Source organism: Candidatus Leptofilum sp. (genome assembly GCF_965223525.1).
Classification (GTDB): domain Bacteria; phylum Chloroflexota; class Anaerolineae; order Promineifilales; family Promineifilaceae; genus Leptofilum.
The window spans coordinates 575839-600749 of sequence record NZ_OZ245005.1 but is presented as its reverse complement, the minus strand read 5'-3'; the positions used below and the strand labels follow the sequence as shown (position 1 = coordinate 600749).

The 24911-nt window shown below is 53.6% G+C and carries 22 protein-coding genes and 1 tRNA gene; 13 read left to right on the top strand and 10 right to left on the bottom strand.

What is annotated here, in order from left to right; all coding sequences use genetic code 11:
- Positions 1-40 precede the first annotated feature (40 nt).
- The 9 genes from ACOQPM_RS19685 to ACOQPM_RS19645 all read left to right on the top strand — a co-directional run bounded on the left by ACOQPM_RS19685 (position 41) and on the right by ACOQPM_RS19645 (position 10632).
- On the top strand, positions 41-943 hold the full coding sequence (locus ACOQPM_RS19685) for a glycosyltransferase (protein ID WP_420631965.1): 903 nt from the start codon (positions 41-43) through the stop codon (positions 941-943).
- Positions 944-1012: 69 nt separating this feature from the next.
- Entirely contained in the window at positions 1013-2119 is a 1107-nt protein-coding gene (locus ACOQPM_RS19680; RefSeq protein ID WP_420631964.1) for a radical SAM/SPASM domain-containing protein, read from the top strand.
- A 143-nt stretch (positions 2120-2262) separates the two neighbouring features.
- Positions 2263-2550: a hypothetical protein gene (locus tag ACOQPM_RS19675; protein ID WP_420631963.1), complete on the top strand. Its 288-nt coding sequence runs from the start codon at positions 2263-2265 to the stop codon at positions 2548-2550.
- 81 nt (positions 2551-2631) lie between these two features.
- Complete coding sequence (locus ACOQPM_RS19670) at positions 2632-3603, top strand: NAD-dependent epimerase/dehydratase family protein (protein ID WP_420631962.1); 972 nt, start codon at positions 2632-2634, stop codon at positions 3601-3603.
- Between the two features lie 116 nt (positions 3604-3719).
- Positions 3720-4484: a hypothetical protein gene (locus ACOQPM_RS19665; RefSeq protein WP_420631961.1), complete on the top strand. Its 765-nt coding sequence runs from the start codon at positions 3720-3722 to the stop codon at positions 4482-4484.
- A 56-nt stretch (positions 4485-4540) separates the two neighbouring features.
- Entirely contained in the window at positions 4541-6844 is a 2304-nt protein-coding gene (locus tag ACOQPM_RS19660; RefSeq protein WP_420631960.1) for a 6-pyruvoyl-tetrahydropterin synthase-related protein, read from the top strand.
- Between the two features lie 2 nt (positions 6845-6846).
- Positions 6847-7419 (top strand): GNAT family N-acetyltransferase, encoded by a 573-nt coding sequence (locus tag ACOQPM_RS19655; protein ID WP_420631959.1) that lies wholly within the window; start codon positions 6847-6849, stop codon positions 7417-7419.
- A complete protein-coding gene (locus ACOQPM_RS19650; RefSeq protein WP_420631958.1) occupies positions 7416-9683 on the top strand; it encodes a hypothetical protein in 2268 nt (755 codons plus the stop codon). Before ACOQPM_RS19655 ends, ACOQPM_RS19650 begins: the two co-directional genes overlap by 4 nt.
- Positions 9684-9828: 145 nt before the next feature.
- Positions 9829-10632, top strand: a complete 804-nt coding sequence (locus ACOQPM_RS19645; RefSeq protein ID WP_420631957.1) for an isopentenyl phosphate kinase — start codon at positions 9829-9831, stop codon at positions 10630-10632.
- Positions 10633-10697: 65 nt separating this feature from the next.
- On the opposite strand, the gene ACOQPM_RS19640 is transcribed toward ACOQPM_RS19645, so the two are convergent.
- From ACOQPM_RS19640 to scpB, 4 genes are read right to left on the bottom strand one after another with little or no spacing between them, the layout of a single operon-like run.
- Positions 10698-12152, bottom strand: a complete 1455-nt coding sequence (locus tag ACOQPM_RS19640; protein WP_420631956.1) for a DUF512 domain-containing protein — start codon at positions 12150-12152, stop codon at positions 10698-10700.
- A 25-nt stretch (positions 12153-12177) separates the two neighbouring features.
- The gene (gene cmk, locus ACOQPM_RS19635; RefSeq protein WP_420631955.1) at positions 12178-12891 is read right to left on the bottom strand and encodes a (d)CMP kinase; all 714 of its coding nucleotides are present in this window, start codon (positions 12889-12891) and stop codon (positions 12178-12180) included.
- A 51-nt stretch (positions 12892-12942) separates the two neighbouring features.
- Positions 12943-13755, bottom strand: a complete 813-nt coding sequence (locus ACOQPM_RS19630) for a pseudouridine synthase (protein ID WP_420631954.1) — start codon at positions 13753-13755, stop codon at positions 12943-12945.
- Between the two features lie 38 nt (positions 13756-13793).
- Positions 13794-14321 (bottom strand): SMC-Scp complex subunit ScpB, encoded by a 528-nt coding sequence (scpB, locus tag ACOQPM_RS19625; protein WP_420631953.1) that lies wholly within the window; start codon positions 14319-14321, stop codon positions 13794-13796.
- A gap of 246 nt (positions 14322-14567) precedes the next feature.
- On the opposite strand from scpB, the gene ACOQPM_RS19620 reads away from it, so the two are divergent.
- Positions 14568-15944 carry a dipeptidase gene (locus ACOQPM_RS19620; protein ID WP_420631952.1) on the top strand — a complete coding sequence of 459 codons (1377 nt, stop codon included), beginning with the start codon at positions 14568-14570 and terminating at the stop codon, positions 15942-15944.
- On the opposite strand, the gene ACOQPM_RS19615 is transcribed toward ACOQPM_RS19620, so the two are convergent.
- From ACOQPM_RS19615 to ACOQPM_RS19605, 3 genes are all read right to left on the bottom strand, one after another.
- Positions 15921-16769, bottom strand: a complete 849-nt coding sequence (locus tag ACOQPM_RS19615; protein ID WP_420631951.1) for a TIGR02391 family protein — start codon at positions 16767-16769, stop codon at positions 15921-15923. The two genes, ACOQPM_RS19620 and ACOQPM_RS19615, sit on opposite strands and share 24 nt — an antisense overlap.
- A gap of 316 nt (positions 16770-17085) precedes the next feature.
- Complete coding sequence (locus ACOQPM_RS19610; RefSeq protein WP_420631950.1) at positions 17086-17550, bottom strand: hypothetical protein; 465 nt, start codon at positions 17548-17550, stop codon at positions 17086-17088.
- A gap of 6 nt (positions 17551-17556) precedes the next feature.
- Positions 17557-18507: an exodeoxyribonuclease VII large subunit gene (locus tag ACOQPM_RS19605; RefSeq protein WP_420631949.1), complete on the bottom strand. Its 951-nt coding sequence runs from the start codon at positions 18505-18507 to the stop codon at positions 17557-17559.
- Positions 18508-18690: 183 nt separating this feature from the next.
- Here ACOQPM_RS19605 and ACOQPM_RS19600 point away from each other — a divergent pair.
- Both ACOQPM_RS19600 and gpmI read left to right on the top strand, forming a co-directional pair.
- Positions 18691-18762, top strand: a tRNA-Asn gene (locus ACOQPM_RS19600).
- 242 nt (positions 18763-19004) lie between these two features.
- On the top strand, positions 19005-20534 hold the full coding sequence (gpmI, locus tag ACOQPM_RS19595; RefSeq protein WP_420631948.1) for a 2,3-bisphosphoglycerate-independent phosphoglycerate mutase: 1530 nt from the start codon (positions 19005-19007) through the stop codon (positions 20532-20534).
- Between the two features lie 48 nt (positions 20535-20582).
- Here gpmI and panC read toward each other — a convergent pair whose 3' ends face one another.
- The 3 genes from panC to panB all read right to left on the bottom strand — a co-directional run bounded on the left by panC (position 20583) and on the right by panB (position 23463).
- Entirely contained in the window at positions 20583-21437 is an 855-nt protein-coding gene (gene panC / locus ACOQPM_RS19590; protein WP_420631947.1) for a pantoate--beta-alanine ligase, read from the bottom strand.
- Between the two features lie 189 nt (positions 21438-21626).
- Positions 21627-22607 (bottom strand): ketopantoate reductase family protein, encoded by a 981-nt coding sequence (locus ACOQPM_RS19585; RefSeq protein ID WP_420631946.1) that lies wholly within the window; start codon positions 22605-22607, stop codon positions 21627-21629.
- 1 nt (position 22608) lies between these two features.
- Positions 22609-23463 carry a 3-methyl-2-oxobutanoate hydroxymethyltransferase gene (gene panB, locus ACOQPM_RS19580; RefSeq protein WP_420631945.1) on the bottom strand — a complete coding sequence of 285 codons (855 nt, stop codon included), beginning with the start codon at positions 23461-23463 and terminating at the stop codon, positions 22609-22611.
- 355 nt (positions 23464-23818) lie between these two features.
- On the opposite strand from panB, the gene ACOQPM_RS19575 reads away from it, so the two are divergent.
- Positions 23819-24907 (top strand): redoxin domain-containing protein, encoded by a 1089-nt coding sequence (locus ACOQPM_RS19575; RefSeq protein ID WP_420631944.1) that lies wholly within the window; start codon positions 23819-23821, stop codon positions 24905-24907.
- The last annotated feature ends 4 nt before the right edge of the window (positions 24908-24911 follow it).

The following is a 24911-nucleotide window of genomic DNA, read 5'->3' as shown; positions in this document are numbered from 1 at the left end:
TGGCGCGCCAAAGCTGGCCGCTGGCACCGGGAAGAGTAACATGGAAAAGGTACCTATCACCATTGGCATAACTGCCCATAATGAAGAGGCCAATATTGGCCAACTGCTGCAAAAAATGCAGCGTCAGCAGCTAAAAACGGTTGAACCGCGCGAAATTATCGTTGTGGCCAGCGGCTGCACCGACCGTACCGAGGAGATTGTGCGGGAGATGATGCAGCAGGACGGCCGTATCCGCCTGTTAGTCCAAGAAAAACGTGAAGGCAAAGCGTCCGCTATTAACCTGTTCCTCAAGCACCAGACCGAGCGGGTGCTGGTGCTGTGCAGTGCCGATTTGCAACCTCAGCTAGACGCTATCGAGAAGCTCGCTGCCTCCTTTGCCGACCCGGAAATGGGGATGACAAGCTGCCGTCCGGTTCCCGTAAACGATAAAAGCACGTTCATGGGCTTTGCTGCCCACATGCTATGGGATTTGCATCACGCTATCAACGCCGCCGGCGGCTTCAAGGCAGGCGAGATGATCGCCTTCATCAAGATTTTTGAGCGGATTCCGTACCGCACCTCCGTAGATGAGGCTAGCATCGAGCCAGTTATTCGTGGCCAAGGGTACAAAGTGCAATACATCCCCGACGCCATCGTGAACAACAAAGGACCAGACACCGTCGCTGACTTTTTACGGCAGCGGCGGCGCATTTACTCTGGTCACCTGGACATTAAAGAGCTTCTTGGCTACTCCGTTAGCACAATGAGCGGGGGCGTGATTTTGAAGGCGTTGCTGCGCAACATGAATTGGCGACCCAAGCAGCTAATCTGGACGGCAGCGGTGATTGGGTTGGAAGTGTACGGCCGTTTCCTGGGCAAACGCGACTTCAAAAACCGCAAAGACCACACCGTCTGGGAAATTGCCACCACTACCAAAGAACTCTCTCCCACCAAAGAATCTTAAAAGGAGATCAGAGACTGGAGATTGGAGACTAATTTAATCTCCAATCTCCAGTCTCCAGTCCCTAAGAAAATGAATTCAATGCTAGGCGTCCTTGCACGCATCCCCTTATTCAAGACATACCGGCAGTTTGGCTGGCCCAAACTGATGCCGCTCAACATCACTCTCTCACCATCCCCCAAGTGCAACTCCCGCTGCCTCACCTGCAACATCTGGATGAAGCGAGAAAATGAGCTAACCCTGGACGAGTGGGACAAAGTGTTGGCTTCTCTGGGCAAATCTCCCTACTGGTTTACCATCAGCGGTGGCGAACCGCTCATGTTTCCCCACATCGTTGAGCTGACCAAGCTGGCTTACAAACATTGCCAGCCGGGCCTCATCAACATCCCCACCAACGGCATCCTAAAAAGCGGCCCAGAGCGTGTGCGTGAGATTCTGGAATATTGCACCGATTCGCAGCTCATCATCAACCTCTCGCTGGATGGCGTGGGTGAGAAGCACGACTTTATTCGCGGCGTGGCGGGAAATTTTGCGAAGTTTGAAGAACGCCTGGAACAATATTTAGCCCTGCGGGATGAGTTTCCGAATCTGGCAGTGGGTATTCACTCCGTCGTGTCTGTGTTTAGCGTAGGGCATTTGGACGAGCTGATTGCCTACGCCGAAAATTCCCGCGCCGACCAATTTATCACCGAGATTGCCGAGCCGCGTGTGGAATTAGACACGGTGGGCTTGCCCATCACCCCCAGTCCAGAGGAATATGCCGAGGCGATTGACAAGCTCATCGGCTACGTGAACAGCAAGCAGTACAGAGGCGTCGCCAAAATCACGGAAGCGTTCCGGGTGGAATATTACAAGCTAGTGAAGCGCATTTTGGATGAGCAAGACCAAGTAATTGGCTGCTACGCAGGCTGGGCCAGTGCCCAAATCTACGCTGATGGCACCGTTTGGCCCTGCTGCGTCCGTGCCGACGATTTAGGCAATTTGCGCGAGTACAACTATGATTTCAAGGAAATCTGGTTTGGTGAGAAGATTAGAGACGTGCGCCGCTCGATTTATGATAAAGAGTGCCACTGCCCGTTGGCTAACGCCAGCTACACCAATATGTTGATGGATGTGCCCACGGCCAGCCGGGTGGCAACCAAAGTCATCAAGCGAGATTCAATTCGAGTACGAAGCTGATGAGAGGCGAAAAATTCACGGTTTGTTTTGTCATTCCGAGTGCAACGAGGAATCTTTCATCTTTGTGAGTAGAAGGATTCCTCACGTAGCCTGTCCTGAACGAAGTCGAAGGGTTCGGAATGACAGTTCGTAGAGGTTTTGCGATGTCATTTGAATGGTTGAATAAATTTCATAAAGATATGGAAAAACCAGAGGATTATGCTGAAAAGACGCTGGCGCAATACCGGCTGGGGATGAAAGCGAAAGGCTCTATCGCGGGCGTCGCTATTTGGGTGGATGAAGATGGTTGCGAAGCGTGCCGTGCATTACCTGCTGATGCTGTCTACCACCCGGATGATGCGCCACACTTGCCGCTGCTAGAGTGCAGTAAAGGGCGTCGCTGCCGCTGCGTTTACCGTCCCGTGATGACTTACCAGCAAAATGATGAATGAAAGGATTTTGGCCACGGAGGACACAGAGGAATTAGGGGAAAACCTCCGCGTTCTTCACTTGCTTTGCGATAAAAAATTCACATGAAAGTAGTTGTTACAGGGGCGACGGGATTTGTTGGTGGGGCGTTGGTTCGCGCTTTGCTGGCTGATGGGCATGAGGTTGTGGGGGTGAAACGGCCGTCCGCCACCACAACTCTCCAACACCCAAACCTCACCTGGCGCAGCGGCGACGTGACCGATCCCGCCAGCCTGCGCAGCTTGTTTGACGAAGCTGATTCACTTATTCATGCGGCGGGTATGTTGGGGCAGGCGGGCGTGCCGGAAAGCGATTATCTCAAGCTGCACGAACAGGGTACCTATAACATCCTGGCCGAAGCTGAGAAGGCGGGCGTCGGGCGTGTTTTGTACGTTAGCAGCCCCGGCGTGCTGGGGCCAATCAGCAGCTCTCCTGCGGACGAAACCACGCCGCTCGCACCCAGCAATCCGTACGAGCGCAGCAAGGCAGCCGCCGAGCAGGTGGCGCAGGTTTACGCCAGTGCGGGCCTGCCCGTCATCATTGCCCGACCAGAGTTTATTTACGGGCCGACGGATTTGCATGTGTTGGGCTTGTTTAAGGCGGTGCGAGACGGCCGTTTCTTCACCATCAACGGGGGGCACAATACCTGTCATCCAACGTACATTGACGATGCGGTTTTGGGGATGCTGTTAGCTTTGCGGAACGGCCGTTCTGGTGAAATCTACCACATCACCGGGCCAAAACCGGTGACATTTCGCGAACTGGGGCAAAGGATTGCCGCCGCGCTAGACGTGCCGTCGCCAAAGCTCAATTTGCCTCACTGGCTGGCTTGGCTAGGAGCTGCCGGATTAGAAATCGGTATGGGGCTGATTAACAAACGGCCACCACTAAGCCGCACCGGAGTCGCCTTTTTTAGTGAAGATCGCCGCTTTTCCTGGCAAAAAGCCCATGACGAACTGGGCTACACGCCTCAATTTGACCTCGAGCTGGGCGTAGCTGAAACGGTGGCCTGGTATCGGGAAAATGGATTGGTTTGAGGAAACGGCCGTTGCTAAAGTGCGAGTGAGTTTTAATCACGAATGAACGAATAACACAAATACAAATCGATTCATTCGTCTATTCGTAAAATTCGTGATTTGCTTTCGATAATATTATGCTGAGAACATTGTCCATTAAATCACTTTACGTGCCTGCGCTAGCGGAAGGCGAGGGCGTGGGCACGGCGTATGAATATTTTGCCAAGCGGCTGGTGCTAGCTCGCTGGCTTAAGAATCAACCCAAACCTGCCCATTTGCTCATTGCTGGCTTGCCAGAGAAGTACGGCAGCAGCCTAGATTTTTTGCTATTGGCAGAGGAGTTGGGCGCGGCGGTAACTATTGTTGATGAACGGCCGTCTGCTCTACAAAAACTACAAAAATCATTAGTGGCGGCACAAAAAGAAGGATGGTTAATGGCCGCTTCGCCCAAACTCATCCCCGTACACCATTTGGCAGATTTGGGAGAAATTGCGCCTGAATTTGACCTCTGTTTGGGGTCAGAAGGGTTGCAGCGATTGGACGCCAGCGACCGACCAGCGTACATGCGGCATGTGCGGCGACTGGCCAGCCGAGCGGCACTGTTTGCCCCTAACGGCGACAACGTGGCCCACACCAACATCAGCGGGCTGGCTGGCATCACGCTGGCGGAGATGCAGCAGTTGGCAAGGCAGAATGCCCAAACGGGCTACATTGATATGCCGCCGTTCCCGCCGGGCATTACCCGCAGCGACGAGCAGCGGGAGCAGGCGACAAGCGGCCGTTTTGAAGCAATTGCCATGTGGGGATTAGGTTTTTATGCTCGGCTGGAACATTTTTTGCTAACGGCCGTTCGCCGCAGCCAATCCCACATCGTTTATGCACTTTTGGAGGGTGGAGATTAGAGATTGGAGACTGGAGATTGCCTTAATCTCCTGTTCCCAATCTCCAGTCTCTTCAGATGAAACGATTCAAGCAAGCCATCCAGCGTATTGACCCCGGCTATTGGGTCGTGTTGGTGATCTGCTTGCTGGCACTGTGGCCGTTCATTGGCCGGGCCAGCTTGCCGCAGGAAACAGATGCCGAACTGCACATTTTTCGGCTGCTGGAGCTGAGCACGCTGGTGCGCGGCGGCGAATTTTACCCCCGCTGGGCACCCAACTTTTATCACGGCTACGGCTATCCCATCTTCAATTATTACGCGCCGCTGACCTACTACGTTGGCCTCATTTTTGAGCTGATGCCCGGCCTGGATGCGGTGGCCGGGGTGAAAGCCGTGTTTGTGCTGGGGCTGCTGGGTGCAGGCTTTGGGATGTATGGCTTTGTGCGCGACAATTGGGGACGGCCGTCTGGCTATTTGGCGGCGGCAGTGTACGTCTATGCGCCCTACGTGCAATATGTGGACCCAATCGCGCGTGGTGCGTTGGCGGAAGCGTTTAGCCTGGGGGTATTTCCGCTGGCGCTGTGGGCGTTAGACCGCTTGCGGCGGCAGCCAACCTGGGGGCGGTGGGGGACGGCCGTTTTGCTCGTTGCCGCCGTTATTTTGAGCCACAACCTGATGGCACTGCTCTTTTTTGGCCTGCTGGCGGCCTGGGTTTTGTGGCAAACCATTACCCGGCGAGTTGATTTCCCCGGCTGGCGCTGGCTATGGGGCGCGTTGGGTTTGGGTTTGGGAACGGCCGCATTCTTTTGGCTGCCGGTTTTGCTAGAGCGCAATGCTGTCAACCTGAACACGCTCATCGGCGCGGGGGATAATTACGACTTTCGCACCCACTTTTTAAGCTGGGGTGAGATGTTGGCACCGACTTTGCGGCTGGATTGGGGAGCCACGGAGCCAGTTTTCCGCTTTAATTTGGGCATCGCCCAATGGTTGTTGGGCGGTGTGGGATTGATTTTGCTGCTTTTGCGGCGCGTCAAGCACACTGGGCAAGCGCTCTTTTTTGCCCTGGCGGCGGCTTTGCTCACTTTTATGCTGCTGCCTGCCTCCACCTTCTTGTGGGAGGCCACGCCCATCTTGCCCTTTTTCCAATTTCCGTGGCGGCTGCTGGGCGGCACGGTGGCCATGCTGGCAATTTTGGCTGGCGTGGGGCTGGAAGCTGTCTTGGCTCGATGGCCGACGGTGCGCGTCTGGGGAACGGCCGTTGCCATCACTTTTTGTTTACTCACTGCCTTGCCACTCACCCAGCCCGCCCCGTGGCCTGATTTTGGTGATGTCTTCACCTTCCGCATGTCGCTCATCGAGCATTCTGGCCGCTGGCTGGGCACGACTTCCACCGCCGATTATGTGCCAGCGACGGTAGACACCGTGCCCTCGCGCAACGGCACGGTTGTGTCAGGCTTTCTGAGAGACGAGCCGCTGGATCGGGTGAATCGGCTCACGCTGCCCGGCGGCGCGGAGGTGGTTGGTGAAGAAATCACGCCGCTCTATTTTCGCTACACGGTGAGTACCCCGGAAAAGTTCTTGCTGCGTCTCTTTTTGTTCCAATTCCCTGGCTGGACGGTAACCGTTGATGGCGAAGTTGTGGAGCCGGAGTTGGCGCGCCCGGAAGGTTTTATTGCCGTGCCGATTCCTGCGGGGGAGCATCTGGTTGAGGTGGAATTTCGGGATACGCCTGCGCGGCAGATGGCTTGGGGGATGACGGCCGTTTCGCTTCTGTTCATGCTGCTCGGCGGTTGGCTTTTGCGGCGGCAACCTGCCATTGCCGTCATCCCAAACCGACTGGCTGCGGCCGATTGGCGGGTGCTGGCTGCGGCTGGGTTGGTAACGGCCGTTACCAACCTCATTCTTGGCCCTTTGCAGTTGCTTCACTACAATTCCAGCGATTACGTGGCCGAACCGGCCCAGATGGCTCGTTTTGATGATTTTGGCGGGCAGATTGCCTTGATTGGGGTGGATGTTTCGGCAGAAACGGCTGCGTCGGGTGAACAAGTGGCGGTCACGCTCTATTGGCAGGCACAAACAGAGCTAGACATCAACTTCCAAAGTTTTGTCCACGCTTTGCGGCCCGATGGCACAATTGCTGCCCAATCGGATCGCCTGAATCCGGGAGATTTCCCGACACGGCGTTGGCCGCTGGACAAATACGTGCGGGATGTGCATGTGCTGCAACTGCCTGCTGATCTGCCCCCTGGTGACTATGCCATCACCGCTGGCCTGTGGGTGCAGACGGAAGGGTGGCGGCTCCCTTTGCTGGATGAAAACGGCCGTCAATTGGACGATAAAGCTGTTCTGGCATCGCTGACCGTAAAATCGCCTGGTGAGTGAGAATGACGATTGAACCATTAACCGCTGCACAGTTGCCCCAACTGCACGACATCATTGTGGGATACACAGCCCGCGAGAAGTACAGCATTTTGCGCCAGGAAACGCCCGAAGAAACGATTTTTCGGCTGCGGTTGACCCAGTTGCCTGCCCCCGTAGACATTTCTTACGGCGAGATAAGCGATGAGGATATGGCTCGGTACAGCCGATTGGTCGGTAATGGCTGCTGTTTTGCGGTGATGGCGGATGGCCAGTTCGCTGGCGCAGCACTTGCAGAACCGCGAGCGTGGAACCAAACGCTGTGGGTGTGGGAGTTTCACATTGCCCCCGCTTTTCAGCAGCAGGGGTTGGGGCGATTGTTGATGACGCGGTTGATTGAAACGGCCGTTTCCCGCAAATTACGAGCTATCGTTTGTGAAACGCAAAGCCACAATGTGCCTACCATTCGGTTTTACCGCAAAATGGGCTTTGTGCTGGATGGCATCGATCTCTCTTATTACACCAATGAAGATTATGAGCCAAAGCAGAACGCGGCAATTTTCATGAAGCGGAAAATTCACGAATCTGGTGGCAAATGATGAACTTTTTCCCCAAACGGCCGTTGCTCACCCTGACTCTTGCCTTTTTTGTGTTGGGCGCTTTGTTTTTGCACCGGGCACTGTTTCCAGCAGAAGGGATGGCTTTGGCCGGGCTAGACGCCCGCAGTTTGTTTTACCCGTGGTGGGAGTTTGCGCGAACGGCCGTACTTGCTGGCAAGCTGCCGTTGTGGGATGCTAACAGCTTTAGCGGCTATCCCTTTTTGAGCAATCCGCAAGTGGCCTTGTTTTACCCACTGAACTGGCCATTGCTCCTGCTGCCAGTGCGCTTTGCGCTGAGCTGGCACATCCTCGTTCATCTGGTTGTGGCCGGTTTGGGAATGTTTTTGCTGGTGCGGCACCTGAGTGGCAGCAAAGCGGGAGCCTGGTTGGCGGCGTTGGCTTTTGCCTTTAGCGGCTTCATCTCCGCGCGGATTTGGGCAGGGCACATTGGCCTTATCGCCACGGATGTGTGGCTGCCCTGGCTGCTGCTGGGCACCTTCTGGAGTGTCCAACGGCGTACAGTTTGGGCGGCAATTATTGGTGGCGTGCCGCTGGCTTTGGCCATTTTGGCAGGCCACACGACGTCGCTGCTGTACATTGGGCTGGCGTGGGGGCTGTTTGCCATTTACCTGTTGTGGAGCACGCCCGACCGTTGGCTTGTTGTTCGCCAAATGGCAATCATGGCGGTGCTGGGCTTTTTGCTGGCTGGGGTGCAGCTTGTGCCGCTGGCTGAATTTTCCACCGTTTCCTCCCGTGCTGCTGAGCCAACTTTAGAATTTGCCACGGCGTTCTCGCTGCCGCCGTCGCACATCATCACCTGGCTGCTGCCCGAATTTTTTGGCGAGCCGACGCGATCTGGTTACTGGAGCGTCCCCGCTTTTGACGAGCTGACTTACTACGTGGGGCTGCTGCCGCTGTTGGGATTGGCGTTGGCACTGCGTAAACCGTCTCGCTTAAGTTGGTTTTATCTGGTGTTAGTCGTGCTGGGCTTTTTGCTGGCGTTGGGCAGCTATGGTTTTCTGTACGGCATTTTTTATGATTTGCTGCCGCCGTTTCGCCTGGCTCGTGCACCGGGTCGCGCCGCCTTTTTGCTGGTTTTTGCGCTGCCTGCACTGTTGGGCGAAGCCGTTGCCCAGTGGGAACGGCGGGATTGGGATGAAAAGCAAGCTGGGTTTTTGCGCTGGCTGGTGGGGGGAACGGCCGTTGCCATCCTAACTTCCCTCGCTGCCACCGGAGCCGTATTTGCCGCCCAGCATCCGACGGAGACGAGCGGCCGTTTGTGGCATCAGTTGGGTGGCTGGGGATTGGCATTAGTGGGTGTAGTGGTTAGTGGCTGGTTGCTGGTTCGGTTTTTTGCGGAAGTAGATGCCTCGAAGAAAAAATGGTGGTTGGGTGGATTGACGTTGCTGCTGGTGGCGGATTTGTGGATTTTTGGCTTTAAGCTGGTGCAGGTGGGCGAAACGGCCGTTGATCCATTTTGGATCGACGCCAAACAAATCATCGGTGAGACGGAGCAGCGGGTGCTGCCCTGGGGCATCTCAATTTTTGAGCAAAATGGGGCGGTGCAGGTGGGGCTTGGCTCTGTCTTTGGCTACAATGCGCTGGAGGTGGGGGCCAATATCGCCTTTGCGTCATCGGTGCCAGACCCACGCTCGTCAGCTTACGACATTTTGGGTGCGGGCTACGTGGTGGCGCAAAATCCATTGCAAGGTGTGGAAGAGGGGGAACGGCCGTTGCAGCTGCTGGGCAACACGGAGCAGGTCTGGGTTTATCAGCGGGGTCGCACGCTGTCGCTGGCTCGCTTGGTGAGCCAAACGGAAATCATCCCAGACGCAGCGGAGGCGACAGCCCGCGTCCACCAGCCAGATTTTGACCCCGCGACAACTGCGATTTTGGAACAAGAACCGGATTGTGCTTTGGCTGGTGGAGACAGTGAGGGAACGGCCGTTATTACTGAAAAATCGAACGGTTACTGGCAAATTCAAACAAGCAGCCCCATGCCTGCGCTGCTGGTTCTGAGCGAGACAGCGTATCCAGGCTGGCGGGTGTATGTGGATGGGGTGGAGCAAGAGTGGTTTGTGGCGTATACGGCCGTACGGGCCACCTGCGTCCCGGCCGGAGAACATATTATCGAATGGCGCTACCAGCCGCGCAGCTACGCCCTTGGGGGGATTTTGTCTCTGTTGGGGTTGGCTTTGGTGGGAACGGCCGTGTGGTTTCTTCGCAAGAGAGGAAATGTAGCCTGGATTATTTCCGGAAGCTAGATTCAGAATGCCAGCCACTCTGCAATTGTCATTTCGAACGCAGCGAGAAATCCCTCCCAAGTTTGCCAGCTACTACTTTTGAAATTTCGTGGGATTTCTCGCCAAAAAGCGGCTCGAAATGACAAATGAAAATGAGATAATAACTATGGAAACATTATTTTTGAAACTCGGCGGTTCGCTGATTACCGACAAAACGCAGATAGAAACCATTCGGGCTGATGTGTTGACCCGGCTGGCGGCTGAAATTGCCCAGGCGCGACGAGAAAATTCGGCACTGCGGCTGGTGCTGGGGCACGGTAGCGGTTCGTTTGGGCATGTCGCGGCTGCTAAACGCAGCACACGGCAGGGTGTGTCCGATGAGGCAGATTGGCGTGCCTTTGCCGCAGTGAGCGACACAGCGGCGCGGCTAAACCGGCAGGTGCTGGCGGCACTGTTGGCGGCCGATGTGCCTGCCGTCAGTTTGCAGCCGTCGGCGTCGGTGGTGTGTGTAGACGGCCGTATCCAAACCATCGCCAGCCAGCCTGTACAATCTGCACTGGAGGCGGGCATTGTGCCCGTAGTGTACGGGGATGTGGCTTTTGATTCGGTTCGTGGTGGCACGATTGTGTCTACGGAAGAGGTGATGATGGCGTTGGCAGTGGAGATACGGCCGTCGTGGTTGTTGCTGGCGGGGGAGACGGTGGGCGTTTATGACCAAACCGGGCAGGTGATTCCCACCATTAACCGAGCCAATTATGCCGAAATTGAAACCGCTCTGGGCGGTTCGCGAGGTATCGACGTGACGGGCGGCATGGCCAGCAAAGTGCAAAGTATGTTGGCTCTGGTTGACCACTTTCCACAATTATCAATTCGCATTTTTTCGGGATTGGAGCCGGGCAATTTGGTGGGAACATTGCTTAATCCTGATAGTACTCGTGGAACCCGCCTAGGCCTACAACCGCGAGGCTAATCGGAGCGTGCCAAGAAAGCGCGGTTACCTTCTCTAAATTCTCTGTGATCTCTGTGGCAAAAAAATCAAGAAAAGTGTTGATTGTTTTCGAGTTCGTCGGGGGGGAGGAGCTTGAGGGGGATGTTGTCGCCAGCGGGTGTGCCAGGTTGGTAAACCACCTGTGATTCTCCAATGAGTGCGTCCCAAACGTCGCCCATTGTGTCGGCGAGGACGATGGGTCGGCCAAGCTGATTGGCTATATCCTGCGGCGAAATGTCGTCCAGGGCGATGCGATCGGGGTGATCGAACATGACACGAGGCAGCAGCAGTAAATCGCCTACGCCCACCGCTTTAAGCTGCGCCAGCACATCTTGCCCCATGAGCAAACCAGCCGCCGTGATGGTGCCGCCTAGCCGTTCGTTTTTGATTTCCCGCACGGTTACTTTTGCACCAGTGAGATTTTGGAACTGTACGGCCGTTTCCCGCAAAGTGGGTGCAAACAAAGTGCCTGTCACGAAAGTGAGAGATTTGAGACCGGAGATTGGAGATTGATTTCGAGCCTCTAATCTCCAATCTCCAATTTCCTTTTTAACTTCTTCCCACTCATCCAAAAAGTTCCGTACCATGCCCAGGCCATTTTCGTGCAGTTCCTGGCCGTCGTAAGCGTCTAACGCTGGTACGAGGTGGTTGGTGACTAGGTACCATTCGTCGGTGGGGTAGACAAAGCGCACGCTGAACCGTTTCAGGAATTTTGGCTGCAACGACTCGACATAATCTAGCGTAACGGCCGCTTCCTTCGGCGTGTGGGTTCGCATCTGGTATTTGTGCTGCTTGGTAAGCCCCACTGGAACCACACTCACAGATTGCACCGTGGGCCATAGCTCCGCTAAATCGGCGATGGATTTTTCTAACCAACGGCCGTCGTTCACCTCTGGCGTAACGACAATTTGGGTGTGAACCTCAATGCCACGCTCACCCAGCCAGCGAATTTGCTGCAAAATATCTGGCGCGGTTTTGTTACGTAAGTAGCGGCGGCGGGCTTCCAAATCGGTAACATGAACCGAGACGTAGAGTGGCGAAAGCTGCATATGTTCAATGCGCCACCAGTCGTGGTCGCTCAGGTTGGTGAGGGTGACGTAATGACCAAAGAGGAAGCTGTAGCGGTAATCGTCATCTTTTATGTAAAGTGTGCGGCGGAAGCGAGGGGCCATTTGCAGCACAAAGCAAAATTCGCACAAATTGTTGCAGCGGCGAATGTCGGTATCAAACGTGGGATGATCAAATTCCAAGCCGAGCGGCTGATTGTAGGCGCGTTCCGCCGCAAATCTCAATATCTCGCCATCACGCCGCACTTGCAGGGTCAAAAACTCTTCGGCGGCGTAAAACTGCACATCAATCACGTCTTCTACCGGATTGTCGTTGATGGCTAACAGCTCATCCCCAGCACGCAGGCCAATTTCGGCGGCCACGCTGCCCGGCTCAATGGCCACAATTTGGCCACCCGCGTAGGTGTTGAGGTCAATTTCCTGAAAAAGAGGCATTTTTTCCGTAATTGGTAATCGGTGACTAGTTACCGTTCACCGGCTCCTTGAGCATTTGCAAAATAGCGTTCACAATCGCCGCTGGCGGCTGGTCGGTGCTGTCTATGAGGATGGCATCGGCGGCGGGACGCAGGGGGGAATGTTCCCGATTGCTGTCAATCTGGTCGCGGCGCAGCACGTCGGCCAGAATGTCATCGTAGCTGGCGGTGTGACCCTGCGCCTGGCGGTCGCGGGTGCGGCGGCGGGCGCGCTCCTCGGCGCTGGCGGTGATGTACAGCTTCAGGGGCGCGTCGGGCATAACCACCGTGCCGATGTCGCGGCCTACCATAACAACCGCGCCGCGTTCTCCGAACGCACGTTGCCGCTTCACCATCTCTTGCCGCACGCCCAGGTAGCTGGAGACCTGGGAGACGTTGGCATCCACGGCGGGGGTGCGAAGCTGCCAGGTAATATCTTGCCCGGCGACCAACACGGTGTAGTGACGGCCGTCTGCTTCTCCATCACGCACAGGAAAAATCTCAATTTCAATCTCTTGAGCCAGTTGGATAACGGCCGTTTCATCCTCAACGTCAAATTCCTGCTGCAAAGTGGCCCAGGTAACGGCCCGGTACATGCAGCCGGTGTCCAAATACAAATAGTTCAACTGCTCTGCCAGCAATCGCCCAACGGTAGATTTCCCGGAAGCAGCTGGGCCGTCAATGGCGATCAAAGGGATGGGTTCTGTGGTTTGGTTTGCCAATACAAGTTCCTCATTGTTCCAGAATTACGATTTCTGCCAAAAATCGTAATTCTATTTGGTTCGCCTTCCTTGCGATTTGCGCCTCCCGGACTTTTTCCCGGCACGATTGGCTGATTTGCGATACGGCCGTTTTGCTTTTACGGAGGCAACGGCCGTTTTTAGCGCAGCCACCTCTTTCATCGTCAAATGCCGCCAATCGCCCGCCTTTAGGTTGCCCAGCATCAGGGTGCCGATCTTTTCACGCACAAGCTGCCGTACAGGGTAGCCAAGCATGTTGGCTACGCGCCGAATTTGCCGCTTACGCCCCTCGCGCATCACAATCTCCAGCCGGGTAAACGACACATCATGCTGGATGACGGTGATTTTGGCGGGGATAGTTTTACGGCCGTCCAGATACACCCCTTCCTGCCACCTGGCCAGTGCCTCCTGGCTAATCCGCCCTTCCACCACGACTTTGTACGTTTTTTCGTGGCCGTAGCGGGGGTGAGTGAGCTTGTGGGCCAAATCACCGTCGTTGGTCATCAGAATGAGGCCAGTGGTTTGCTTGTCTAGCCGCCCAACCGGGTAAAGATGCCCCGGCAGTGACACCAGGTCTCGCACGGTGGTGCGCCCTTCTTCCAGCTCGTCATCCAGCGACGAGATGACGCCTTTGGGCTTATGCAGCGCCACGTAGATGGCTTCGGTTTTTTGTGGCTTGATGACACGGCCGTTTACCACAATCGTATCGGTAGCAGGGTTGGCTTTGTTACCCAGCTTGGCGCGACGGCCGTTTACCGTCACACGGCCGTCGGCAATCAGCTTTTCACAGTCGCGGCGGGAGCCAATTCCGGCTTGGGCCATTAGTTTTTGGATGCGCTCTTCCATCTTTCAAAAGGAGATTGGAGATTTTTAGTCTCCAATCTCTAGTTTCCAATCTCCTTTTCCTCTTCTTCCTCAACTTCTTCCAACTCCGGCAATTCCGCCACGCTGGTAAGGCCAAAATGTTGCAAAAATTCCGGGGTGCTGCCGTATAAGATTGGTCGTCCGGGCGTTTCCATCCGGCCAATTTCTTCAATGAGTCCTTTACTCAGCAACGTTCGCAGTGAGGCGTCTGAGTTGACGCCACGAATCTGGTCAATTTGTGGCCGGGTAACAGGCTGCATGTAGGCCACAATTGCTAGCACTTCTAGTGCTGCCTGGCTAAGCCGGGTGGTTAGCTCCAGCCCTAGAAAGCGCTCGATCACATCACTAGATTCTGGTGCGGTGGTGAGTTGCACATCGTTGCCGGTCCATTGCAGGCGAAGGCCGCGCGTAGCGTACTCGCTTTCCAATGACCTCAGAAGATTTTTCACGACGGCGGGCGTTGTTTCCAATGCCTTAGCCAATCGGCCTGTTGAAACAGGGCCGCTAGCAACAAACAGCATACTTTCTAGCAACGCTGTCAAATTCATAGGCTTACTTTGGGTTGAATTGGATGTACTCATAGTGGCTAACTTTGCCTTGTTGCTTATAATCTCGTTTGGGTTTTCAAATTGACCCAAAACGAGTGGATTATACACGGAAAGTGGCATTCGGCAGAAAATGAGCCGGCTATTTTCACAAATTGTAAGCGTTCAGACTTTTGAAGTTTCCAAGGCTTGTTTTCGTAGCAAACTCATGTGCAAAACTTCAAAAGTCTCTAGGCGCAGGAGGCAAAGATGTCTGACCCCATAACCTATGCCCGTGCACACCAGGCTGATTATTTGGCCGAATTGATTGATTTTTTACGCATACCCAGCATTAGCACCCAGCCAGAACGGACGGATGATACGGCCGTTGCTGCCCAATGGCTGGCAGACAAAATGAAGCAGGCCGGGCTGGAAAATGTGGAAATCATTACCACACAGCGGCATCCGCTGGTCTATGCAGATTGGCTGCACGCAGGCGATGCGCCTACGGTACTTATCTACGGCCATTACGACGTGCAGCCCGCTGAGCCGCTAGAGCTGTGGGACTCGCCACCGTTTGAGCCAACGGTGCGGGACGACTATTTGTACGCGCGTGGCTCCTCGGATGACAAAGGGCAAGCGTACATTCACGCGAAGGCAGTGGAAGCAATTTTGCAGAGCAACGGCCGTCTTCCCGTTAACGTGAAATTCATTGTGGAAGGAGAAGAGGAGAGCGGCGGTGAGAGTTTAGAAGCGTTCATTCCGCAAAACAAGGCAAAGCTGGCTGCTGATGTGGCCTTGGTGTCCGACACGGCGATGGTGAGCGCCCAGCAACCTGCCATTGTGTACGGGCTGCGCGGTATGTGCTACGCCTACATTGATATTGAGGGACCAAAGCGCGATTTGCACTCTGGCAGCTTTGGCGGCGGCATTAACAATCCGCTCAATGTGCTGGGTCACATCATCGCCAAATTGAAGGATGAAGACGGCCGTATTCTCATGCCGGGCTTTTATGATGCGGTACGGCCGTTAACCGAGCAGGAGCGCAATATTCTGGCACAATTTCCGCTGGACGAAGCGGCGTGGCTAGCCGAAAGTGGCGCACCAGAGCCGTGGGGCGACCCGGATTACACGCTCGTCGAGCGACTAGGCGCACGACCCACGCTAGATGTACATGGCATCATCGGCGGCTACACGGGGCCAGGCGCCAAGACGGTGCTGCCGGCCAAAGTACACGCCAAATTGAGTATGCGTCTGGTGCCAGATCAAGACCCGGATGAAATTTTCCGTTTGCTCAAGGCGTATGTTGCCAAACTGGCTCCGCCGTCGGTAAAGGTGACGGTAACCCTTGAACATGGCGCACTCGCCAGCATCACCGACTTCAACATCCCTGCTATGCAGGCCGCGGCCAAGGCGTACGCCACCGCCTTTGGTCAGGAACCTGTTTTCATGCGGGAGGGTGGCTCGATTCCAGTGGTTTCCCAATTCCAAAGCGAGCTGGGATTGGAAACGGTGCTCATGGGTTTTGGCTTGCCCGGCGACCAAATTCATGCCCCCAACGAGCGGTTTTACCTGCCCAACTTCTACCGAGGCATTGAAACCAGCATCCACTTTTTGCAAAATCTACTCTTCAACACGCATGATTGATTGCTTCTCAAGAAGATATAATTGATTGATGAGCAGAAATTCTTGTAAAGCTTCACGTATAGAATGGTTTAATTCTCGATGTGCTCTCCTATTGCGAAACGCCATATATGTACCAGTAAAAAGTTGTGCTCTACCTGCCTGTTCTCCTTGATCGATATCGTCCCAAGTGAGTAAAGAGTTTTCTCCATGGAAGGCCTTGGCAAATAATTTTTTACTATGTTCCCGATTTAGTCCAGTACGTGCTCGTATGATGTCTTCGAGCCGACGATATCCAGAAAGCAGTGCATTATCTGGATCTTCTTGAAACTTGAGGGCAAGATCGGTTAATCGAGAATCTATTATTCCTAGAGGTATAGTCTGAGGAAATAATCTATTGAGCCAATCGGTGTTATTTCTAAATGTAAATTCCAGAGCGTCAGAATATTTGTACCAAGGTTCATAACTAATAGGTGAAGAATTATTTATCTTGTCTATATCATTAGCCATGAGGCAAGAACGATCAATCTTCTCAATAATATCACTTGAAACTTCATATTCTTCGACATCTATGCCATGTCTTTGGAAAATTAGCAATGCAGTTGCCAATGCCCGTGGTCCCTCCCCATTATAACCTGACGAGAAACCGGATTTGACAGCAACTAGGTCATGAATATCTACAGTGAGAATAAAACAATGACTCTTAGAGCACGTCAAAAGTTTGGCGTTATTTATCTCATCACCATAATTAAGCAGTTTTACAATAGCATCTAGACAAGCAGCGGAAATTCCACTAAGACCCATGTATTGAATGCCTGCAAATAATCTAAGATCATCTTTCTTGCTCATTTCGTTAACATAGTCCAATATTCTGCTTTACTAGTGCTTTATTATTGACTGGCGCAGCATTTCCTAGTGCACCCAACAGTTTTCTTTTTCTATGAACTGTTTGCTTCAATTCTTTTCTCTAAGCGGAAGACAACCTCGTTTATTTAGTCTTCCTCAGATAAGATACTGCCGTTTCTCGCTCAGCCAGAAAAGCTCTTATCTTTCTAAAGATACATCATAGACACATCATCCAAGCTATTTATTAGCTTTTCATAGTGTGCTTACCGATACGCGAACCCTATGAATTTTCCTTGCTAGCATAGCGGACGTCAAATTCTTACTCATCCCAGCCGTGTTGGTTAGCAACGGCCGTTGCCCACTCAGACCTAACCATGTACGAGACAATCTCATCTGTGTCGGTAAAACGAGTGGCGTAGAGGTGAACGGCCGTTTCCAAAATCACATCTTTCGGCACAAAAATCGTCAACGGCTGGAGGGTAGGGAGTTCTTCCCACTCAGAGACGTGACGGCCGTCTACTTCATAGATGCGAATTGGGTTGTGGCTGGTAGCCATGCGGTACGGCTTGATAGCGTTGTGAATTTTTGTGCAGACGAATATCTCCACCACTTCGCATAAAACGCGCCGCGAAAACTCGTACCATTCCTCACTGCTTTCAGCCACGTGATCGTACCCATTTTGGCGCAGCAAATCGTCCAGCAGCGTGCCATCGGCAAAGCCCCACTTGCTCAGCAAATGGTCAGTTTCAAAAAAGATATTTTCGCCAGATAGTTGTTGATTCATTTAGCCTCAACCGAGTGCCATGCCTAGCAAAACACCTAAAATTAACAAGATTGCCGCCAAGAGTATCCAAATAACAAGACGATTTGCAGGGGAAATTTGGGTGAGTTGGGTTGTTTGGGCGTTGGGTGGCTCCAGCCTGGCAACGGCCGTTTCTCGCAAAAAGGTGCCAAACGCCGTTGGGGTTGTAAACTGCTGGTCGGCAATCTGTTCTAGTAGCGTTTCGTCTTGGGCATGGCCAACGGCCGTAGCCAAATCCGACTTTAGCTGAAGGGCAGCCTCGGCAATCTCCACATCATCAAATATTTGCAGCCCTGGCCCGCCGCCCCGAATAATCGCAATGAGATCAAATTTCTCGTCGGCTGCCAACAGGGCATGGATGATGGCCTGTTTGTCCAACAGATTGATGCGCTGCTCACTAAACTGGTAGCTGCTGCGGGCTTGCTTGAGGGCAGCATACAAATCTAGCAGCACAATGCTCGTTTTGCCGCTGATGAGCACGATGTGTGGCCGTTGACCCTCAGACAAGATTTTCCGCAACTTTGATTCCAAATCGCTATACCCTTGCACAGCTTTGGCCTGCCGCAGCGCGGCGCGGATGTCTAACCTGGCTTCGTCGTCGTGGGTTAATTCTTGCACGAGATTTATAGCCAGAAAAACAGGCTCAATCACCCCATCCCAACGAACATCCTTGTGTAGCTGCCCCTGGAAACAGTAAAAGCCACCATTCTCAACTTGTTGCTTTAACTTTTCTGGCAGCTTCAGGGTGATGATTTGCCCGCCGCGCTCATCCTTGAGGCGGTCAAAGTAGTAACCCTTGTAGCTGTTACGCTGGCGATCCTGGTAGAGGCCTCGCAGAAAAAACAGTTGTTTGTTGGGATCAATTTTGAAGGCATTGGCAAAAACGGCCATCAAAGTGACCGGTGTGTGCGTATTTTTTGTCTCGGTAATTTCTTCCAAGGAACCCTCCAAAGCTGACGATTTGTAGCATGAAAACAGTATAAAATGCTGCCTGCGGTTTGGCAATGTTATGCGCTTGCCAGTTGGCCCAATGGTGGGAATTAGCTTGTCAGTTGGTTTAGTGAACGGCCGTAAATTTCCTTGACACGACCACCTGTTTTGTTATAATTCCCGTCGCTGCATTCCTCAGTAGCTCAACGGCAGAGCACGCGGCTGTTAACCGCGGGGTTGTTGGTTCGAATCCAACCTGAGGAGCCTCAAAAAACGACAGGCAATCTGCTTGTCGTTTTTGCTTTCAGCCACCACAGACCGACCGAATAGGTTTTTGGAAACCCGCCAGGTCTTGAGTACACTTCAGCCACCATATTTTCCACTGTTTAACAAAACGGACGCGAGTTTTACACAGTCAATAAAAATCTAGCGTGTAGAGCGTATTGCGTATTCCGTCATTTTCTACGGAATACGCAATACGCTCTATTTAATGAAGGAGTCATTTAATGAGTTACAAACCAGTCGCCCTCATCATTTTGGATGGGTGGGGGATTCGTGAAATGGTGCATGGCAATGCCGTGGTGCAGGCCAACACGCCCAACTTCCATAACTGGCTAAAAACCCGCGAACGCGCCATTTTGGACGCCTCAGGTCAGGCCGTGGGCTTGCCTGACGGCCAGATGGGAAACTCTGAAGTGGGTCACCTAAATTTGGGCGCAGGCCGCATTGTGTACCAGGATTTAACTCGCATCAACCTTGCCATTCAGGAAGGGCGTTTTGCCCAGCAGGTAGCGATACAAAACGCTGTGGCGCAGGTCAAAAAGAAGGGTAGCAAGCTGCACCTGATTGGCCTGATGGGCGATGGCGGTGTTCACAGCCACCAGGATCACCTTTACGCCCTGCTGCGTCTGGCCGAAGAAGCCGACATTGATCCAATTGTGCACGTCATCACCGACGGGCGCGACACGCCCCCGCAAAGTGGGCTGGGCTTTGTAGAAAAGCTGGAAGCATACCTGGCAGACCACTCCGGTGTTATTGCCTCGGTAAGCGGCCGTTATTACACCATGGATAGAGACAAGCGCTGGGAGCGCACGGCGATGGGATACCGGGTTATTGCTAACCATGAAGGTCACGAAGGTGCAACGGCCGTTTCCGCCTCTGTAGCCCTGAAAAATTCGTATAGCAACAATGTGACCGACGAGTTTATCTTACCCGTTGCCATTGACGTGGGCGACCGGGACGTGACCGTGCAGCCCGGCGACTGCCTCATTTTTTACAACTTCCGCGCCGACCGGATGCGCCAGCCAGTGGAAATCTTCTCCTTTGAGGATTTTGATGGCTTTGAGCGCGATTTCATTACCGGTTTGAACTTGGTGACGATGACCAACTACGAAGATGGTTTCCCGGCCGATGTGATTTTCCCCGATGTGGAGCTGACCAGCGTGCTGGCCGAGGTGGTAAGCAGGGCAGGTCTCAAGCAATTTCACGCCGCCGAGACGGAAAAGTATGCCCACGTCACCTACTTTTTCAACGGTGGTGATGAGACCCCATTCCCCGGTGAAGAACGCCATTTACAGCCCTCGCCCAAAGTGGCGACTTACGACCTCCAGCCGGAGATGAGTGCGTATGAACTAACGGAAGCAGTCATCCAACGCATTCAAAGCCATGATGATGATTTCATCCTGGTGAACTATGCCAACCCAGACATGGTGGGGCATACGGGCGTTTTGGCAGCGGCTGTTCGTGCCGTAGAAGCTGTGGATGAATGTGCTGGTCGCTTGGTGAAGGCCATCGTACAAAAGGGTGGCGCTGCGTTGGTCACGGCCGATCATGGCAATTGCGAAATCATGATCAACGAGAAGACGGGGGAGCCGCACACTTACCACACCATCCAACCTGTCTCCTTCTTCGTCATTTGCAACGATCCTATCTGGCTGCGTCCACGTGGTATTCTCGCCGACGTGGCACCCACCGTCCTCGACCTGATGGGCGTTGAGCAGCCCAAAGAAATGACAGGCCGCAGCCTGGTTGATTAGATTTTTTTGCCACAGAGGGCACAGAGATTTTAGAGATTTTTTCTCTTTCTACTCTGTGTCCTCTGTGGCTTCAATCAGAATGTTATCTATGAGCCGTGTTTTGCCGAAGAAGACGGCCGTTGACAGCAACATCCCATCCGCAATCACGTCCAACTCTTCCAAGGTGTTCGGATCGGCCACGCTAACGTAATCAATTTTGGCTTGGGGAACGGCCGTAATCATATCCACTATCAGTTTTCGCAACGCCGAACCAGATTGCTCCCCTGCCTCATAAGCTGCTTTTGCCGCGCTAAGCGCCCGGTACAGCACCGCCGCCGCCGCCCGATCAGTTTCAGAAAGCCGCGCATTGCGTGAACTCATCGCCAGTCCGTCTGGTTCCCGGCTGGTAGAGCCAATCACTATCTCCACATTAAAGTTGAGATCGCGCACCATTTGGCGCAGCACAACTGTTTGCTGTACGTCCTTTTGCCCAAAATAGGCGCGGCTAGGCTGCACAATGTTGAACAGCTTGGTCACAATCGTGGCGACGCCCGCAAAATGGGTCGGGCGCGAGCTGCCTTCCAGCGGCTGTGTTATTCGGCTCAAGCTTACCGTCGTCTGGAAATCTGGCGGATACATGATGGCATCGCTGGGCGTGAAGACCAAGTCTACCCCGGCGGTTTCCAGCATCGCCAGATCGCCTACTAAATTGCGCGGGTAGCTGCTTAAATCCTCAGAGGGGGCAAATTGGGTGGGGTTGACGTAGATGGAAACGGCCGTCCTTTCATTCCCCGCCAAAGCAAGCTGCACCAACGACAGATGTCCCTCATGCAGGTAGCCCATCGTCGGCACAAAGCCCCAGGTCAAGCCGGGGTCTGCCCAGCGATGCTGCCGCACTTCGTCAATTTTGTCGGTCACAATCATGATTTTTCCTTTTCAATAGGACGCTGATCCCCCTGATTTTCCTGATCAGGATTATCAGGAAAATCTGCGTTCTATGTAAAAGCCAAGAAGAACTTTGAATAAGATTGAGCGCGAATTTGGCTTTTACTTGAGTAAATCACAATGTCGCGGCTCATTTTTTATCAAGATACTTTTTGTGATTTACATATTTCATCCCACAATTTGATTTAAGATGTTCCAGAGCAGTTTTAAGGTTGTTTCCGGTGTGGTTGCCTTTGGCCAAATGCCAAGCTCCGCTTGCTGCACGGCCGTTTGCAGAACCAAATTCAGCGGTGTTGGCACACTCAATCGCTGCCCCGCTGCCACTACTGCGCCACAAATTGCCTCAATTTCGGTGGGACGACCGTTGGCCAAATCTTGCCGCATGGATGAATGATTGGCGGCCGTTGCCTGCGCCACGGCCAACGCTTGTGCGGCGGCATCGGCAAAAGGAAGCTGAATCTTTTGCGCGGCGGCGACCCGGGCTACTTCTCCTGCCGCTTGCATCATCAACTGCCGCGCCGCTGCATTTTCCGCTAAAAAACCGTTGGGCACTTGCAAAACGGCCGTTAGCGGATTGATACCAGCATTGACTGCCAGCTTGCCCCACGCTAGTCCCTCGGCATTGGCGGCTAGGCTGGTTTGGAAACCGGCCTCCTGAAATAAACCAACGATTTTTTGGGGTGGAACGGCCGTTCCCACTGCATTGGCAATATGCGTATGCCCCATGCCCGCATGGCGCACCACGCCCGGTTCCTGCAACGCCGCCCCCTCAGACGTAATGCCCAGGTTGGCGCGATTTTGGCCGAGAACGGCCGTTAACTGTTCTAAATTGCCTAATCCATTTTGCAGCGTCAATGCCACCCCGTTGAGCGACAATATTTGCTGTGCTGCTTCTGCTGCTTGCGGCGTTTGGTGGCTTTTTACCAAAATCAGGGCTAAATCTGTAGGGGCGGCCGTTTGCGGATTGTTCGTTGCCTGGAGCGGGATGGTTTGGGAACGGCCGTCTGGCGCAATGAAGTGCAGGCCGCGCTCACGCAACGCCATGAGCTGGGCAGGCCAATTTCCCACCAGCGTCACGTCCGCCACTGGGCTGAGTTTGGCACCAAAAAGGCAGCCCATCGCCCCAATGCCAATGATGGCAACGCGCATCTTACCGCCCGGCCACCGCCGCTAAAAAGGCGGCTTCTTCTGCTTCTTTCATGGGGTAGATATGTTCTTCGGCTGGGAATTGGCGATTGCGGACTTCTTCAGCGTAGGTTTGTACGGCCGTCACCACCGCCTGCCCAATTTGCCCATATTCCTTTACAAAACGGGGTTGCAATCGGTCATACAGCCCCAGCATGTCGTGGTAAACCAGCACCTGGCCGTCGCAGCCCACGCCCGCGCCAATGCCGATAGTGGGAATTGTCAACTGCTCAGAGATGACGGTAGCAACTGGGGCAGGGACGGCTTCTAGCACAATGGAAAAGCAGCCTGCTTCTTGCAGAGCCAGGGCATCTTCCAGCATTGATTGGGCGGATACGGCCGTTTTGCCCTGAATGCGGTAGCCACCAAGCTGAGAAACCGTCTGTGGCGTGAGGCCAATGTGCCCCATCACGGGAATGCCCGCCCGCACGATGGCGCGCACCGTGTCGGCTATTTCTCGGCCACCTTCTACCTTTACACAATCCATGCCTGCCTCTTTAAGAAAGCGCCCAGCGTTACGAACCGCCTCGGCTACATCTGCCTGGTAGCTCATAAAGGGCATGTCTCCCACCAAAAATGCGGCCGTTGTGCCCCGCGCCACCGCTTTGCAGTGGAGCAGCATCTCCGCCATTGTTACCTGGGTGGTGCCATCGTAGCCCAACATCACCATCCCCAGAGAATCCCCCACCAGAATAATGTCAATATCTGCCTGATCAACTAGGAGAGCGGCCGTAAAATCATAGGCTGTTAGCATGGTGATGGGCGTCTTGTTTTTTTTGCGTTTTTGAATGTCCAGAATAGTTACTTTTTTTCGACTCATCTTTGAATCCTTTTGTACGGGGCTTACGCAAACCTGTCAGGTTTTTCCCAAAATACGTTAGACCCGGTGTGTAAACAATTTTACCGTTAGATTGATTTACACATTAGTGCATTAGGGTAAGAACTATGTGAGAATGCAAACAGATTCAGCAACAAACATTTGGAGAAATTATGATGAACTGGCTACCCATTTTTGTCCTGCTTACCATATTGGTTATAACCTTTATCCCCACCCCAAAATCTGAAGAATCCAACGATAGCTTGTCCTGCTAATTTCACCTTCATCACGCTTGCCAGCAACGCTTTTCGTGTTCCCCCGCATTGTATCGTGCTAAAATTAAATTATGATTGGTGGTTTGCTTGAACCTCGCATTGTCCGTATGCCGCCGTTGGCAGAGGGAGAGTGGTTAAACGGCCGTCCCTTCACCAATTCTCAACTTCGCGGCAAGGTTGTTCTGGTTGATTTTTGGGATTATACCTGCATTAACTGCTTGCGGACGCTCCCTTACTTAAAACAGTGGCATCAGCGGTATGCTGAACATGGGCTGGTAATCATCGGTATCCATACGCCAGAGTTTCGCTTTGCCCAGTTTCGGCATCATTTAGAAGCGGCCGTTGTCGAATTCGAGATACCGTACCCCATCTTGCTAGACAATCAGCAGAAAAATTGGTCACAGTTTGCGGCCAAAGCATGGCCAACCAAATTCCTGGTTGATGCCGATGGCTATGTACGTTTTCAGCGGCAGGGCGAAGGATACTACCAGGAAACGGAGCGAGCGATCCAGACGCTGCTGCGGTTGAGTCAGCCCAATTTGCCATTGCCAGATTTGCTGCCGCCGCTGCGTGCCGAAGATAGCGCAGGGGCGGTGTGCTACCGGCCAACGCCGGAGCTGCACGCTGGGTTTCAGGGTGGCGGTTTGTTTGGCGGGGCGCTGGGTAATCCGGAAGGGTATATTCCCAACAGTTCTGTCATTTATCAACTGCCGCCAGTGAAAACGTGGCAAGCGGGGCGTTTTTACGTAGATGGCATTTGGCGTGCCTGGCCGGAGGCGTTGGCATTTGCCGGGGAGCAGGGTGGAGAGGTTGTGCTGCCGTATTCGGCCGTTTCGGTAAATGCGGTACTAGCTCCTACAGCCGATCCAGTAGAAACGGCCCTGGAACTGCGGCCAACGGAGGCAGAGCCCGTGGTTGAAGTGGTGCAAGACGGCCGTTACCTTACAAAAATGGCAGCAGGTAGCGATGTGATGTGGGGCAAGGACGGCTGTAGCTATGTCCATATTGATCGCCCTCGAATGGTTAACCTCGTCACCAATCCCGATTTTGAAAGCCACACGTTGCGCCTCATTTTTCAGGCGCGTGGCTTGGCGCTGTATGCGTTTACCTTTACTGGCTGCGTCGCTTCCCCAGACAATCCTCATGGTGCTGATACCTTCAAGATGCCGTAGCCTA

Coding starts and splice junctions, on each gene's coding strand:
- ACOQPM_RS19685 (WP_420631965.1), top strand. CDS start 41: ATGGAAAAGGTACCTATCACCATTGGCATAACTGCCCATAATGAAGAG.
- ACOQPM_RS19680 (WP_420631964.1), top strand. CDS start 1,013: ATGAATTCAATGCTAGGCGTCCTTGCACGCATCCCCTTATTCAAGACA.
- ACOQPM_RS19675 (WP_420631963.1), top strand. CDS start 2,263: ATGTCATTTGAATGGTTGAATAAATTTCATAAAGATATGGAAAAACCA.
- ACOQPM_RS19670 (WP_420631962.1), top strand. CDS start 2,632: ATGAAAGTAGTTGTTACAGGGGCGACGGGATTTGTTGGTGGGGCGTTG.
- ACOQPM_RS19665 (WP_420631961.1), top strand. CDS start 3,720: ATGCTGAGAACATTGTCCATTAAATCACTTTACGTGCCTGCGCTAGCG.
- ACOQPM_RS19660 (WP_420631960.1), top strand. CDS start 4,541: ATGAAACGATTCAAGCAAGCCATCCAGCGTATTGACCCCGGCTATTGG.
- ACOQPM_RS19655 (WP_420631959.1), top strand. CDS start 6,847: ATGACGATTGAACCATTAACCGCTGCACAGTTGCCCCAACTGCACGAC.
- ACOQPM_RS19650 (WP_420631958.1), top strand. CDS start 7,416: ATGATGAACTTTTTCCCCAAACGGCCGTTGCTCACCCTGACTCTTGCC.
- ACOQPM_RS19645 (WP_420631957.1), top strand. CDS start 9,829: ATGGAAACATTATTTTTGAAACTCGGCGGTTCGCTGATTACCGACAAA.
- ACOQPM_RS19640 (WP_420631956.1), bottom strand. CDS start 12,152: ATGCCTCTTTTTCAGGAAATTGACCTCAACACCTACGCGGGTGGCCAA.
- ACOQPM_RS19630 (WP_420631954.1), bottom strand. CDS start 13,755: ATGGAAGAGCGCATCCAAAAACTAATGGCCCAAGCCGGAATTGGCTCC.
- scpB (WP_420631953.1), bottom strand. CDS start 14,321: ATGAATTTGACAGCGTTGCTAGAAAGTATGCTGTTTGTTGCTAGCGGC.
- ACOQPM_RS19620 (WP_420631952.1), top strand. CDS start 14,568: ATGTCTGACCCCATAACCTATGCCCGTGCACACCAGGCTGATTATTTG.
- ACOQPM_RS19615 (WP_420631951.1), bottom strand. CDS start 16,769: ATGAGCAAGAAAGATGATCTTAGATTATTTGCAGGCATTCAATACATG.
- ACOQPM_RS19610 (WP_420631950.1), bottom strand. CDS start 17,550: ATGAATCAACAACTATCTGGCGAAAATATCTTTTTTGAAACTGACCAT.
- gpmI (WP_420631948.1), top strand. CDS start 19,005: ATGAGTTACAAACCAGTCGCCCTCATCATTTTGGATGGGTGGGGGATT.
- panC (WP_420631947.1), bottom strand. CDS start 21,437: ATGATTGTGACCGACAAAATTGACGAAGTGCGGCAGCATCGCTGGGCA.
- ACOQPM_RS19585 (WP_420631946.1), bottom strand. CDS start 22,607: ATGCGCGTTGCCATCATTGGCATTGGGGCGATGGGCTGCCTTTTTGGT.
- panB (WP_420631945.1), bottom strand. CDS start 23,463: ATGAGTCGAAAAAAAGTAACTATTCTGGACATTCAAAAACGCAAAAAA.